This window comes from Xanthomonas nasturtii, from assembly GCF_001660815.1.
GTDB classification, from domain to species: Bacteria; Pseudomonadota; Gammaproteobacteria; order Xanthomonadales; family Xanthomonadaceae; genus Xanthomonas; species Xanthomonas nasturtii.
Genome location: NZ_LYMI01000036.1, coordinates 1 through 13255, shown reverse-complemented (window position 1 = coordinate 13255; position 13255 = coordinate 1). Strand labels below are relative to the sequence as shown.

The following is a 13255-nucleotide window of genomic DNA, read 5'->3' as shown; positions in this document are numbered from 1 at the left end:
CAGTTAGCGGGTACGAAGCGCTGCAAGCAGGCCTTCGATCGGGTGAAAACGAACATCCAGTTCGGCGAGCAACACGCTCTGCATGTCTTTGCGAAAGACATCCAGCCAGCCATCGGGTAGCGCACGTGGGGCGGCATCGTCATCGGCTGGCGGGTTGTGCGCCTGCGCGGCAATGCGCAGGCGTTCGAAGTGCGCGCCGAGCAGGCCCGGCACGGTGTTCAACAAGCTCTGCTCGCGCGGGCTCAGGGTGAGCTCCATCACCGCGTCCACTTCGGCCAGCCGCGCCATGTCGGCGGAGACCAGCGCGAGCAGATCGCGCAGGCGCCCGCGCAAATCGCCGGTAGCGGTGCGCATGGCGCGTTGCATGGCCAGGTAATGCTGGCGGAACGGCGCGTAGTCGGGCACCGCAACCGCCGCATCGGCAAGCGCGGCGCTGCGTGCTTCGGCACGTACGCGCACGACCAATGCGTCCAACTCGGCCACGCTGCTGGTGGCCAGGCCGGTGCGCACGCGCGTGCAGGCGTCGGCATCGAGCGGACGCGGTTCGGGCAGCTCGTCGGTGTCGGGCAGCTTGCCGTCCAGCGCCTTGGACAGGGCCACCGCCCGCGTCCAGTCGATCCACTGGCTCAGCCGGTCGGCGAGTGCGTGGTTGGACTGGGCGATGTGGGCGTCGCTGAGGCGAGCAAGCAGGCGAATGAACGCCGGGCCCGACAAGGGCGCCCGTGGAGAAACTTTCGCCATTCTTCCGGTCAAAGACCGCGCATTTTACACGGGAATGCGCGCAGGTCCGCGGGTTGCACGCGCGCTGCCGGCGCGCCGGCGGGCCCGGATGCGGCGGCATTCAGCCGGCCGCTGGCGCGCCTAGGCGCCTGGGGCGGGGCCGGGGTCGCAAGGGGTGGCGGAGGTGCAGGGGCGTGGCAGCAACGACTTCGACGGCATTCGGCGCGTGGCGTGCAAGCCGCAGTGGCTGACAGCAGAAGGTGCGCCATCGGATATCGGAGGGCGCAGGCGGTGGACAGGTGGCCGCCTGCGGCGCCGACCGAAGCGCGCGGTAGACGATGGGGCATCTAACTCCATTCGCAACAATCACTTAGGGTGACTGTTTAACCAATTCAGGTTCAGATGGCCGGTCGTCCGGCTGACCCGGTTTTGTAAAGTGAACGGGTATAAGCTGCGGGCCGGGGAAATCCCCCAACGAGGTAACACAATGGACCGCTCCGACATACAAGTGTCCGATCTGCTGGTCTTGGAGCTGCAAGGGTTCCACGATGCCTATGGCAGTGGGCCGGACTTCTGGGACGCGTATCAACGCATCATGGGCATTGCGGCACAGGCGGGCGGCAACGTGATCGCCCTGGCCAACGAGATGGCCTCGCTGGCGCAGGGCCTTGGCGCAACCAAGCGCGCGCAGCTGCTGTAACTGCCAGGCACTCACCGCCAGGTAGGCGCGCTACGTGTCTGCCGTGTTAGTCGGCGTCGGCTTCGACGGCCGGCTTGGCCGCGGCTGCTGGTGCAGATTCCGGCGCACCGCGCTTCTTTTCACGACGCAGCGGCGTATCGCCCAGGCGCTCGATCGCGCCACCGGATTGCTGAAACGCTTCCAGATCGGCGGCCAAACGCTGCTCGGACAGACGCGGCTTGCCCGGCTGATTGCTGACGGTCATCGACTGGCGGCGGGAATTATTCATCGCGAATCCTCATGCGTTGTAAAGCGTCAAGGGAATGCCCCGGCGGCGTTGGTCGTCGTAGGTGGCACGCACGTCGCGGCAATACGGGCCGGACATGACGAAACGGCGGCAGATCGCCGGCCGCGTTTCGTAGATCGAGCAACACATGCGCGCAGCATCGATGGCCACGCACCAGCCTTCCTCGTCGCGCGCCATCACGTGCCAGCCCTGAGGCGTGACGCTGGTGAGATGGTGTGGGATGCGGTCGGATGGATCGACCATGACGGTGAGCCGGCAACAGACGGCGTCGCAGCGTTCGCAGAGATTCTTGATGGAAAAGGCCAGATAGAGTGAAGGCGACACCGGACTCCGGCCGCCCATGCACCATACACCTTGAGCGCGCCGGGGTGTGAACCGGCCCGCGAGGCCGAGGTGCGCTGTGCACGCAGTAGCGCGCGCTGCACGCGCAAGGAGCTGTGCATGGTGTTGCTGTTACTGCGAACAGCAGACAACCGCGCATGCGCAATTGCATCGGGTGCTATACACCGCGTCAGGCCTGCGGCAAGTCGATTGACCGAGACAGGCGCGCGGCTGTGCTGCCCTTGGCAACAACGAATCGCTACACGCACTGCATCGCAAGTGACGCACCACGTTGTCTTTGTCTTCTAAGTGCGAAGACGCTTTTCACCTGTGCCAACGCTGCGCGTCGTAGCGTGATTGGGAACTGCTCTTCTCCCCTCTCACGCATCAGGAAATCGCCATGAGCACATCCAACCAGATTCCATCCGCGCACGATCAGGCCAATGACCACGACGACGCGCAGCACGACAAGCAAAAGCAGGACGCGCTGCAGGACGAGGCAGTGGAAGAAACCTTTCCGGCCAGTGACCCGGTATCGCCGTTCGTGCCGGCCAAGCCACTGGACTGAATCGTCTTCAGTTGCGGCCATGCGGCAGCAAAACGGCAGCGGCGCGGTCGATGACTGCGCCGCTGTCGTATGCAACATCCACGCTTACGGCGTGAGCACCACCTTGCGGCAATCCTCCAGCTTCTTGTCGAACAGCTCGTAGCCACGCGCTGCCTCGGCCAGGGGCATGCGATGCGAAATGATCGAGCTCGGCTTGAGGTCGCCATTGCCGATACGTTCCAGCAGCTGCGGCATATGTTTTTGCACATGCGTCTGGCCCATCTTGAAGCTCAGGCCCTTGTCGAATGCATCCCCAAACATGAAGGCGTGGATGAAGCCGGCATACACGCCCGGCACGCTCACCACACCGCAGCGCCGGGTTGCCGCAATGCACTGCCGAATTGCCACGCCGCTGCTGCCTTCCAGCTTCAAACTGGTCAGTGCGGTCTCGACGGCGCTGCCTTCGGCCTCGAAGCCGACCGCTTCGATGCTGGCATCCACACCACGGCCATCGGTCTGCGAAACGATGACATCGGCCGGGTCGTCGATCTCGTCGAAATTGATCGGAATCACGCCATAGGCCCTGGACGCAAAGTCGAGCCGGTATGCATGCCGGTCGACCATGAAGATACGTTCGGCGCCCAGCATGCGGCAGCACGCCGCAGCCATCAGGCCGACCGGGCCGGCACCGAATATCGCAACGGTGGAGCCCTGTTTGACGCCTGCGTCGATCACTGCCTGATATCCGGTCGGCAGGATGTCGGACAGGAACAGCACCTGCTCATCGTGCAAGGCGTCCGGCACCACCAGCGGGCCGACGTTGGCCTTGGGAACGCGCACATATTCGGCCTGGCCGCCGGACAAGCCGCCATATAGATGGCTGAAGCCGAACAGCGCCGCCGGCGGGCGCATGTCCTTGTGGTTGAGCGCGGCGCCCTTGCCGGTATTGGTGGTTTCGCAGGCCGAGTATTCCTGCAGCACGCAATGGAAGCAGCGGCCGCAGGCGACCACGAACGGAATCACCACGCGGTCGCCCGGTTTGACCGCGGTGACATCCGGGCCCACGTCTTCGACGATGCCCATGAACTCGTGGCCGAGGATGTCGCCGGGGTGCAGGTCGGGAATCTTGCCGCGGTACAGATGCAGATCCGAGCCGCAGATGGCGGTAGCGGTGACGCGCAGGATCAGGTCGTCGCGTTCGACCAATACCGGATCGGGCACGGTTTCGACGCGCACATCGCGTGAGCCGTGGTAGTTGAGGGCAAGCATGGCTGTCTCCTGGGGGACGGTAGGACGTGGTAACGCCGTGCAGTGTTCGTGCACCTGCGTTAAGCCTGTCAGCACGGCGCGTGGGCATGGTGTGGACACCCTCGACCGCCGACGCGGCGTTGATGCGCAAGTCACGTCTGGATAACCCGCACGCTCGCAGGCTCCTTCAACGCACTGGAACGCATGCAGCATCGTTTGCATGCGCCAGCGACCCCGACAACCAATGAGCGCTGCGCAATCAGGCAAGCGCGACCAGACAGGAGACAGCAATGGGACTTTTCAAGATGGTGACCGCCGGTGCGGTGGGTTATGTGGCGTACAAGGCCTGGCAACGCCGCCAGGGGCAGGCGAGCGACCCACAAGGCGAGCAGGGCCCGTTGCAAAATGCACCCGCGGTCGTCGGTGCCACGCCGCCGCACGGCGACCCGTTGCGCGACAGCATCGGCGATGCCCGCGACCGCAAGCAGGCGCTGGGCGCGCTTGCGGTGTTCAACGAAAACGAGCGCACGCTTGCGCAGCTGGCAGTGGTCAAAGGCGTGGAAGGCGAGGTGCTGGATTTCGCACGCCAGATGGACGAAGCACACAGTGCGGCGCTGACCGACCTCAGCCGTTTTGCGCCGGACCGCAATGGCACGCTCGGTCAGGCCGCTGCCGCAGGTGCGCAAGCTGCACGCACGCGTCTGCAGAACCTGCATGGGCAGCAGTTCGAATCGCAGTACCTGCAGACCAGTGTGGACAGCCACCAACAAGCGCTGGCGTTGCTCGACACCCAGTTGAGCAGCGAGCCAGGTTCCAGCGATCTGGGCAAGGAGCTGCAGCGCGCACGCGACACCATTGCCGAGCATCTGGAACACGCCAAGGCGCTGCGTGCCAAGCAGGGCCAGCCACACTGATCTGACGTCGCTTTCAAGGCAGCCGCCGCGTCTGTGTGGCGGCTGCCTAGCAGTTTGCTGATTGCTCTGTACCGGAGATCGCAATGGGCGAACCACAAGACGCCCATCGTCAACCCACCGACATGCACGACCTCAGCATCAACGAAGAATGGGAACTGCAGTACCGCGCGCGCGCTGGGCCTGTCCGAAGATGATCTCAAGCGCGCGGTGCGGGAAATCGGCAACGTGACGACCAAGCTGCGTGACTACCGTCCACCGCATTGAACCGGTGATGCAGCAAACCAGACAGGCGGCGAAGGCTGGCGGTCTTTTTGGTGCTTGCCGGCTCCCTTGTTCCATGAGCGACGGCGTCCTTCGCGCAATGCACGCCGAACCCCTGCACCTCGCGCATTTCGTTCGCATCAGACCAGAAAGCTGACGCGTCGCCGGCATGGCGCCAACCTTACGGCGCTTCCGGCACAGCCTCGAACCCGGCCGCCTGCCGCTGCCACAAACCGTCGAACACGCCGCCGTGGCCGCGCAATTCTGCAGGGCTGCCGTCTTCAACCACGCGACCTTCCTGCAACACAACGATCCGGTCGAAGCCGATCACCGTGGACAGGCGATGGGCCACCGCCAGCACGGTGCGGTCGCGCATCAGGTGATCCAGCGCGGCCTGGATTTCCGCCTCCGATTCGGTATCCAGCGCCGAAGTGGCTTCATCCAGGATCAAGATGGGGGCATCCTTGAGAAACGCGCGCGCAAGGCCCAGCCGCTGCCGCTGGCCGCCCGACAACATCACCCCGCGCTCGCCCACCTGGGTGTCGTAACCCTGGGGCAATTGCCGGATGAAGCCATCGCAGAACGCGCGTCGCGCGGCGTCGTGCACCTCGGCCTCGCTGGCGTCGGGCCGGCCGTAGCGGATGTTGTCGCCGATGCTGCGGTTGAAGAGCGCGGTTTCCTGCGGTACCACCGCGATCTTCTCGCGCAGACTGTCCTGGCTGACGCTGCGGATATCCGTCCCATCGATCAGCACGCGCCCGGACTGCACATCGTCCAGGCGCTGGATCAGCGCAATCAAGGTGGACTTGCCGGCACCGGATGGCCCCACGATGCCCACCTTCTGGCCGGCCGGAATATGCAGGTTCAGTCCTTCCAGCACTGCCTCGCGCTCGGGATAGGCGAAGCGCACGTCTTCGAAACGGACATCGCCTTCGGCCAATGCCAGCGGCACGTCCGCATCGACGATGGCGTGTGGTTGCAGAATGATCTGCAAGGTATCGGCAATGGCGCCCAGTTGCTGCGTGGTGTCGACCAGGGTCAGCGCCAGATCGCGCGAGCCATGCAGGATGCGGAAGGTCAGCGCGCTCACCAGCACCACATCGCCCGCACTCACCGCAGCGGAGCGCCACATGCTGATCGCCCAGAGCAGCATGCCGCCGGCCATCAGCGACAGACAGATGTCGTGAATCACGCGCGCTTTTTCCACGTACATCCAGCTGCGCCGATGCGCTACTGCCTCGTGGCCGATCTGCTCGGCCAACCGCGCGCTTTCGCGATCGCGCGCGGCGAATGCCTTGATCGTCCACACATTGGAGACCGCGTCCACCAGTTCGCCGCCCACGCGTGCAGCCTGCGCGGCAAAGCGCTGATGCTTGGCACGGCCGCGGATGCCGAAGCTGGTGATGATGGCCGCCACGACTGCGACGAAGCCGACCAGCGTGGCGGCCATGCGCCAATCCACCGTCAGCAGCAGCACGATGGCGCCGAAAAAATCCACAATCGGCGGCACGATCTTCCACGCCAGGCCACCGAAGATCTGGCCGGCGGCGCTGCCGAGCGCGGTGATGCGATTGCCCAGCGCGCCGGCGAAATGCTCGGTGAAATAGCGCATCGGGTGGCCGGTGAGGTGGCGGAACAGATCCACCCGGATATCCACCACGCTGGCGACCACGGTGCGGCATCCCAGCCAGCCGCCGAGCCGCCACAACAGGTTTTCCACCGCAATCAAACTGATGAACAAGCCCAGCGGCAGCCACACGTTGGCCTGGCTGCGTTGCTCGGTGGCCATCGCGTCCACCAGCATTTTCATGCCGTATTGCACCGACACCGCGCAGCCGGCCGCGCCCACGATCAAGACCAACAGGCCCATGAAATGCCAGGGCCGGCGGCCCACGTAATGCCAGAGAAAGCGCGCCGGGGTGTCCGGCAACAATGCGGAGTGGGCGGGCGTGCTCACGTGTCGATGTCGGCTAGCGCGAACTGCGGCACGCGCAGACCGAAGCGCTCGTGCTCGCGCCGCAGTTGTTCGGCCAGGCCGGCATGCAGCGGCCGTTCGCCCTGTTCGTCCGCATAGCCGAGCAAGCCGGTGGGGCAATGCCGATAATTGTCCCAGCCCGGGTAATCCAGCACCGGATACAGGCAGATGCCTTCCATCGCCACGCCGTGCTGCAGGGCCATCGCCACCTCACTGCCGACGTGATCGAGCCACGGCCCGCGTTGATCGGCTTCGGCCCCGGTTTCGGACACGATCATCGGGCGGCGATAACGCTGCCAGAACTCCTGCATGATGGTTGAAAAGGGCCGATGGTCGGGCGAGTTGCGCAGGATCGGCACACCGCCCAGATACCACTGATTGTCGGGGTAGTAATTGAGACCGATGATGTCCAGATGCGCCGGGGTGCCGCCCAGCCCTGGCCATTGTTTGCCGCAAATCATGTCCCATGCTTCGAACTGCGCCAGACGCAGGCGTTCGGCTTCGCGGCGCGGGCCAGGCCGGTCGTTGGACGGCGCCACATGGATTGCAGGGTCCACCTGCACGAAGCGTGCGCGCGGGTCCACCTGGCGCACCGCATCGATCGCGGCAATGGTGGCGCGCACCAGCTGATGCTTGAGTTCGAAACCGCGCCCGCGTGCCATCGGATGCATGCGCGCGTGATCGCCGCCATTCCATGCCCAGTACGAGATCTCGTTGAGCGGCGCATAGAACGGCACCGCATCGCAGGCATCCTTGACGCACTGCGCAGCGGCCGCGGCAAAACGTGCGAAGCGGTCCACGAACTGCGGCGTCCAGATGTCCACATCGTCCGGCCAGCCGTAATGGCACAGGTCCCAGATCACCTGCGTACCGACGCTGTTGGCCGCATGCAACATCGGCAGGAAGCTGGACCAATCGTAATGCCCGGGCCGTTGTTCGATCAGATGCCAGCGCAAGCCATCGCGCGCGGTGCGCAGGCCATGCGCGGACAACGCCGCATAGTCGTTCGCGGCCCAGCGGTCGTGCTTGGTGCCGGCAATCAGATCGAGCCTGCGCCCGTCGCGGCGGCGGTGGGTCGAACACTCGAACCCCGCCATGAAAAAACTTTCGAACACTGTGGGGGTATGCATCTGACATCCTGCAGCACGCGTCGCTGCCGTGGCGACGCGTCGAAACTACCCCGCAGCGTGGTGCTGCAGGGCGGGGTGGGGACGGTCAGACCGCCAGTTCGGTCCGACGCTGTTGTTCGGCCTCTTCGATGCGCTTGTACAAGGCCAACGCCTGACCGACCACTTGATCCATGTTGTAGTACTTGTAGGTGCCCAGCCGGCCAAGGAAGGTGACCTTGGGCGTTTCGGCGGCCAGGCGCTCGTAGCGCCGATACAGCTCGGCGTTTTCTGCGCGGGGAATGGGGTAGTACGGGTCGCCATCGGCCGAAGGATACTCGCGGGTGAGGCTGGTCTTGGGATGGTGCTGGCCGGTGAGGTGTTTGTATTCGGTGATGCGCGTGTAAGCCACGGCTTCGTCAGGATAATTGACCGTGGCCACCGCCTGGAAGTGTTCCTGGTCCAGCGTGCTGTGTTCGAACCTGAGCGAGCGGTACGGCAACTTACCGTAGCAATAGTCGAAGTATTCGTCGACAGGGCCGCTGTAGACCAGCTCGTCGTAGTCCAGCTCGTCGCAGATTTCGCGGTAGTCGGTATTGAGCATCACCTTGATGTTGGGGTGATCGAGCATGCGTTCGAACATGCGTGTGTAGCCGTGCAACGGCATCTGCTGGAAGGTGTCGGTGAATTAGCGGTCGTCGTCGTTGGTGCGCGTGGGCACGCGCGAGGTCACCGACTTGTCCAGCTGCGACGGGTCCAGGCCCCACTGCTTGCGCGTATAGCCGCGGAAGAAGGTTTCGTACAGTTCCCGGCCCACCTGGTTGATCACCACATCCTCGCTGGTCTGGATATCGGCCACCGGCTCGGCGCGGCTGGCCAAAAATGCGGCGGCCTCTTCTTCGGTGGTGAGCTGCAGGCCATACAGGCGGTTCAGTGTGGTCATGTTGATCGGGATCGGCACCTGCTGCGCACTGACCTGCGCAAGTACGCGGTGCTGGTACGGACGCCACTGAGTGAAGTTGGATAGATAATCCACGATGCGCTGCGCATTGGTGTGGAAGATGTGCGGGCCATAGCGATGGATCAGCACACCGGCATCGTCATGGAAATCGTAGGCGTTGCCACCGATGTGCGGGCGCCGGTCGACCACCAGCACGCGCTTGCCAAGGCCGGCGGCCAGGCGTTCGGCCAGGACGCTGCCGGCAAATCCGGCGCCGACAATCAGGTAATCGAAACCGCGCCGTGTGGTGCCGTGCGTGCGGCGGCTGGCGAGCGGTGTGGCGACCGATGGGTTCATTGCTTCCAAGAGAGTGTCTCCTTCATCAAGGCGTAGGTGTGGTCCCAGGACATGTCGCCCAGCACTGCGTCGGCGCTGTCGAGCAGTTGCCCGCGGTCGGCGCTGTCCTGCAGCGCTGCTGCGCAGGCGGCCACAAAGGCATCGGCGGTGTCGGCGATGCGCACCACGCCGGTGTCGCCATACGTGCGCACGACATCGTGGATTGGCGTGGACACCACCGGGCAGCCGCCGGCCAGATATTCGGGCGTCTTGGTCGGGCTGATGAAGCGCGTGGAGGCATTGATCGCAAACGGCATCAAAGCCACGTCCCAACCGGACAGATACCCGGGCAGTTCGTCGTAGGTCTTGCCGCCCAGGTAGTGGATATTGGCGGCCTGCGGCAGCTCGGAAAGGTCGATCTTGACCACCGGGCCGATCATCACGAACTGCCACTGCGGGCGTTGCGCCGCAATATCGCGTAGCAGCGCGACATCGAAGCGCTCGTCGATGACGCCGTAAAAGCCCAGCCGTGGATGCGTGATGCCACGCTGGTCCTCAGGCTCCTGCTGCGGCGTGCGCGCGGCGGCGAAATGCGCAACGTCCACACTGCTCGGGAATGCGTGCGTATTGGCATGCAAGGCACGCTTGACCTCCCAGATGCTGTAGCCGCCGGTGAACACCACATCGGCACGCTGCAGCAGCTCGCGCTCGCGTTGCACCAGCTCCGGCGGGGCGCCGCGAAACGCCGACAGTTCGTCCATGCAGTCGTAGACCACCGTGCGCGCAGGCAGGTGCGCACTGAAGCCCTGGCTCATCGGCGTGTAGTACCACAGCAACAGGTCGCGCACGCCCAGCTCGGCCAGGTAGCCGTCCAACAGGCGCCGTTGCACCTGTACCGCCGCTTCGCCCTCGCAGCCGGCGGGCAGGCGCGGTACCAGCACGTGCACCCCGTCCTCTTCGCCGCGCACATCCAGCCAGGGCTCGGTTGCATCGCAGGCAATGGGTTCTTCCCAGAACAGCACGTTGGCATCGCGGGCAAAGCGCGACATCAGGTGTTGTGGGCGCTGGTAGACAAAACTCCAGCGCAGGTGCGACAGACACACCAGCGTGGGCCGTGCCGGATCGAACTGCGGCATGCTGTCGGATGGAACGGCGCGGCGGGTCTTGCCGATCGCGTATTGGAACTGACCAGCCCAACTCATGGAATGCCCTCGTAGGAAAGAAACCAATGGCCGCGCATCACGCGCGGGAGAGCGCGTCGGCGACCGACAGCTTGCGTGCCGGTTCGCTGCGACGGCGCGTGTCGGGGCCGGGCAGCAGCCGGCGCGCCGGTGCCGTCAGCTCGCGTGCAACCTCGCGCTCGGGCACGGCTGCCGCTGTGCGCTGGCGCGGCAAGCGCGAATGGGCATAGCCGTGCGGATGCATGGATTGCCAGCGCCAGGTATCGCGGCACATACGCTCCAGGTCGTATTCGGCGTTCCAGCCCAACAGTTGGTTGGCCAGTGCAGTACTGGCGAAGTACACCGCCACATCGCCTTGGCGGCGTGGCGCGATGCTCAGCGGAATGCGCCGGCCGCTGGCGCGTGCGAAAGCGGCCGCCACTTCACGGACGCTATAGCCGCGCCCGGTGCCAAGATTGACCACCAAGCCCTTGCGTTCGCGCTGCAGGTAATCGATGGCATCCACGTGCGCGCGTGCCAGATCCATCACATGCAGGTAGTCGCGCACCCCGGTGCCGTCGTCGGTGGGGTAGTCGTCGCCGAACACCTGCAGCGCAGCGCGTCGACCGACTGCCACCTGCGCGATGTACGGCATCAGGTTGTTCGGCACTCCGCGCGGATCTTCGCCGAGGTATCCGCTGGGATGCGCGCCCACCGGGTTGAAGTAGCGCAGCAAGGCCGCGTTGAACTCCGGCCAGGCCGCGCTGAGGTCGCCGATCATCTCTTCCATCATCAGCTTGGTGCGCCCGTACGGGTTGATCGCCTTCAACGGTGCGCTTTCTTCGATGGGGCTGCAGTTGGCATCGCCATAGACGGTGGCCGACGAACTGAACACCAGGTTGCAGACCTTGGCGGTGCGCATCGCGCGCAGCAGTGCCAGCGTGCCGGTGACATTATTGTTGAAGTACAGCAGCGGCTCGCGCACCGATTCGCCGACTGCCTTGAGCGCGGCAAAGTGCAGCACCGCGTCGATACGTTTGCTGATCATCAGCTCGGCAAGCTCGGGTGCACGCACGTCCATGCAATGGAACTCCGGGCGGAACCCCATCAGATGCTGCAGATGGGCGAGCACGCGCTCGGAGGAGTTGCTCAAATTGTCGACAATGCACACCTTGTGCCCACGCCGCGCCAGTTCCACGCAGGTATGTGAGCCGATATAGCCGGTACCGCCGGTGACCAAAATTCTCATTGTTGTCTGCCTTAGAGGGGCGCTGCTGTGCTGGCCTGCCCATGGTGCGGATGCACCACGTCGCATGCGTCGATGCGTGTCGGATGATGTCGTCGCGCCAGCAGTGCATTCGCACCTGCGCCACATCTGCGTGGCGGGCAGCACTGTTCGAAAGAGGGGGGCGTGCATCAAGGTCCAACACCACCTACGGTAGGTGGCGGGCCGTGAGAGCAACCGCAGGAATGGGTGTGTGTCACGCGAGCAAAACGTTGACCGGAAACTCACCTGTGGTGTGCGTTCTTGCACGCGCCCGAAATAGTCTTCGAGTGCCATGCGGCCAATGAAGGCAGCGCGGGCTGCGCTCGCGCCTGCAATGTACTCGCAAGGAAGCGATGCATGAAAAAGCCCGCGTCGCACGGCGGGCGAGGCGGGCTGCAAGCGACTCTGAAGCGTTACAGCGTGACTGCGCCGCCGGCAATCGTCAGCAAGGTGCCCGAGGTGTAACTGGCGGTATCGGCTGCCAGCATGACGTAAGCCGATGCCAGCTCGACCGGCTGACCGGGGCGCCCCATCGGTGTCTGCGACCCGAAGTTTTCCACCGACTCTTCATCCATGCCGGAGGGGATGAACGGTGTCCAGATCGGACCCGGCAGCACCGCGTTGACGCGGATGTTCTTCTCCGCCAGCACGCCGGCCAGGCCAATGGTGAGGTTGGCCAATGCGCCCTTGGTTGCGGCGTAGGGCAGGATATTCGGCGTTGGTTTCTTCGACTGCACCGAGGCAGTGTTGATGATGGAGCCGCCATCTGTCATCAGTGGCACCGACAGACGCACCAGGTTGAAGACCGCATGCACGTTGGTATCGAAGGTCTTGCGCCACTCCTCCAGGGTGATGTCCTCGAAGCATTCGAAATACTTCTGGTAGCCGGCGTTGTTGACCAGGATATCCAGTCCGCCCAGGGTGCTGTTGACCTTGTCGATCAACGCCGCCGCCTGATCGGGATCGCTGATGTCGCATCCGACCAGAAGCGATTTGACGCCGGCCTTTTCGATCAGTGCGCCAATCCGCGCGGCATCTTCCTGCTCATCGGGAAGGTAGGCGATTGCCACATCGGCGCCTTCGCGTGCGTAGGCAATGGCGACCGCAGCGCCGATCCCGCTGTCGCCACCGGTGATCAGGGCACGCTTGCCTCTCAGCTGGCCGTGGCCCACGTAGCTGTCTTCGCCATGGTCCGGCCGCGGGTCCATCTGTTCGGTGCGGCCGGGAAAGCTCTGCTGCTGTGGCTTGAAGGGTGGGCGTGGATAAGTGGGCACGGGCATTTTCGTCTCCTGACGGTGGGGTCGTTGATTGAACGTCAGTCTGGTCACGCAAACGTAAACATCCGGGCTAGTCCACTGAATCATTGAAATCGGATGCATGATCCCCAGGTAGTGTGTCATGCAAAGAACGAAGTTGACGATCCAACAGCGTGCTGAATTGGAGGCGGTGATGCGCAAGCGTCACGGCAACGCCG

General features: G+C 64.3%; 12 protein-coding genes and 2 pseudogenes. 4 read left to right on the top strand and 10 right to left on the bottom strand.

All coding sequences use genetic code 11. The features are described from left to right. Window positions 1–3: 3 nt before the first annotated feature. The gene (locus tag A7D16_RS13980; protein WP_064633704.1) at window positions 4–741 is read right to left on the bottom strand and encodes a DUF3348 domain-containing protein; all 738 of its coding nucleotides are present in this window, start codon (window positions 739–741) and stop codon (window positions 4–6) included. A gap of 466 nt (window positions 742–1207) precedes the next feature. Here A7D16_RS13980 and A7D16_RS13975 point away from each other — a divergent pair, with 466 nt between their 5' ends. Beyond that, window positions 1208–1420, top strand: coding sequence for a hypothetical protein (locus tag A7D16_RS13975; protein ID WP_064633702.1), 213 nt, complete (start codon window positions 1208–1210; stop codon window positions 1418–1420). A gap of 46 nt (window positions 1421–1466) precedes the next feature. Here the strand turns inward: A7D16_RS13975 and A7D16_RS13970 are convergent, their stop codons facing one another. Further along, window positions 1467–1688, bottom strand: a complete 222-nt coding sequence (locus A7D16_RS13970; RefSeq protein ID WP_064633700.1) for a hypothetical protein — start codon at window positions 1686–1688, stop codon at window positions 1467–1469. A 9-nt stretch (window positions 1689–1697) separates the two neighbouring features. Further along, on the bottom strand, window positions 1698–2048 hold the full coding sequence (locus A7D16_RS13965; RefSeq protein ID WP_082925809.1) for a YkgJ family cysteine cluster protein: 351 nt from the start codon (window positions 2046–2048) through the stop codon (window positions 1698–1700). A 379-nt stretch (window positions 2049–2427) separates the two neighbouring features. Between A7D16_RS13965 and A7D16_RS23760 the strand changes: the two genes are divergently transcribed. Then, complete coding sequence (locus tag A7D16_RS23760; protein WP_064633698.1) at window positions 2428–2595, top strand: hypothetical protein; 168 nt, start codon at window positions 2428–2430, stop codon at window positions 2593–2595. An 84-nt stretch (window positions 2596–2679) separates the two neighbouring features. Here the strand turns inward: A7D16_RS23760 and A7D16_RS13955 are convergent, their stop codons facing one another. Next, on the bottom strand, window positions 2680–3843 hold the full coding sequence (locus A7D16_RS13955) for a zinc-dependent alcohol dehydrogenase (protein WP_064633696.1): 1164 nt from the start codon (window positions 3841–3843) through the stop codon (window positions 2680–2682). A gap of 269 nt (window positions 3844–4112) precedes the next feature. Between A7D16_RS13955 and A7D16_RS13950 the strand changes: the two genes are divergently transcribed. Together A7D16_RS13950 and A7D16_RS21690 are read left to right on the top strand one after the other, a co-directional pair. Beyond that, window positions 4113–4736: a DUF4142 domain-containing protein gene (locus A7D16_RS13950; protein ID WP_064633694.1), complete on the top strand. Its 624-nt coding sequence runs from the start codon at window positions 4113–4115 to the stop codon at window positions 4734–4736. Between the two features lie 83 nt (window positions 4737–4819). After that, window positions 4820–5000 (top strand): annotated as a pseudogene (locus A7D16_RS21690) (DUF3606 domain-containing protein). A 178-nt stretch (window positions 5001–5178) separates the two neighbouring features. Here the strand turns inward: A7D16_RS21690 and A7D16_RS13945 are convergent. The 6 genes and pseudogenes from A7D16_RS13945 to A7D16_RS13920 form a co-directional block, all read right to left on the bottom strand. Further along, window positions 5179–6954 carry an ABC transporter ATP-binding protein gene (locus A7D16_RS13945; RefSeq protein WP_064633692.1) on the bottom strand — a complete coding sequence of 592 codons (1776 nt, stop codon included), beginning with the start codon at window positions 6952–6954 and terminating at the stop codon, window positions 5179–5181. After that, a complete protein-coding gene (locus A7D16_RS13940; RefSeq protein ID WP_064633690.1) occupies window positions 6951–8102 on the bottom strand; it encodes a hypothetical protein in 1152 nt (383 codons plus the stop codon). The genes A7D16_RS13945 and A7D16_RS13940 overlap by 4 nt, the downstream gene beginning before the upstream one ends. Window positions 8103–8187: 85 nt before the next feature. After that, window positions 8188–9375 (bottom strand): annotated as a pseudogene (gene glf / locus A7D16_RS13935) (UDP-galactopyranose mutase). Then, window positions 9372–10556, bottom strand: coding sequence for a glycosyltransferase family 1 protein (locus A7D16_RS13930; protein ID WP_064633688.1), 1185 nt, complete (start codon window positions 10554–10556; stop codon window positions 9372–9374). The pseudogene glf and the gene A7D16_RS13930 overlap by 4 nt, the downstream one beginning before the upstream one ends. Window positions 10557–10593: 37 nt before the next feature. Then, window positions 10594–11763, bottom strand: coding sequence for a UDP-glucose 4-epimerase GalE (gene galE, locus A7D16_RS13925; protein ID WP_064633686.1), 1170 nt, complete (start codon window positions 11761–11763; stop codon window positions 10594–10596). 431 nt (window positions 11764–12194) lie between these two features. Beyond that, the gene (locus A7D16_RS13920; RefSeq protein WP_064633684.1) at window positions 12195–13061 is read right to left on the bottom strand and encodes an SDR family oxidoreductase; all 867 of its coding nucleotides are present in this window, start codon (window positions 13059–13061) and stop codon (window positions 12195–12197) included. Between the last annotated feature and the right edge of the window lie 194 nt (window positions 13062–13255).

Bases quoted from the DNA above. Each gene is read 5' to 3' on its own strand.
- A7D16_RS13975 (WP_064633702.1), top strand. From the start codon at position 1,208: ATGGACCGCTCCGACATACAAGTGTCCGATCTGCTGGTCTTGGAGCTG.
- galE (WP_064633686.1), bottom strand. From the start codon at position 11,763: ATGAGAATTTTGGTCACCGGCGGTACCGGCTATATCGGCTCACATACC.
- A7D16_RS13955 (WP_064633696.1), bottom strand. From the start codon at position 3,843: ATGCTTGCCCTCAACTACCACGGCTCACGCGATGTGCGCGTCGAAACC.
- A7D16_RS13950 (WP_064633694.1), top strand. From the start codon at position 4,113: ATGGGACTTTTCAAGATGGTGACCGCCGGTGCGGTGGGTTATGTGGCG.
- A7D16_RS13980 (WP_064633704.1), bottom strand. From the start codon at position 741: ATGGCGAAAGTTTCTCCACGGGCGCCCTTGTCGGGCCCGGCGTTCATT.
- A7D16_RS13930 (WP_064633688.1), bottom strand. From the start codon at position 10,556: ATGAGTTGGGCTGGTCAGTTCCAATACGCGATCGGCAAGACCCGCCGC.
- A7D16_RS13920 (WP_064633684.1), bottom strand. From the start codon at position 13,061: ATGCCCGTGCCCACTTATCCACGCCCACCCTTCAAGCCACAGCAGCAG.
- A7D16_RS13970 (WP_064633700.1), bottom strand. From the start codon at position 1,688: ATGAATAATTCCCGCCGCCAGTCGATGACCGTCAGCAATCAGCCGGGC.
- A7D16_RS13965 (WP_082925809.1), bottom strand. From the start codon at position 2,048: ATGGGCGGCCGGAGTCCGGTGTCGCCTTCACTCTATCTGGCCTTTTCC.
- A7D16_RS23760 (WP_064633698.1), top strand. From the start codon at position 2,428: ATGAGCACATCCAACCAGATTCCATCCGCGCACGATCAGGCCAATGAC.
- A7D16_RS13940 (WP_064633690.1), bottom strand. From the start codon at position 8,102: ATGCATACCCCCACAGTGTTCGAAAGTTTTTTCATGGCGGGGTTCGAG.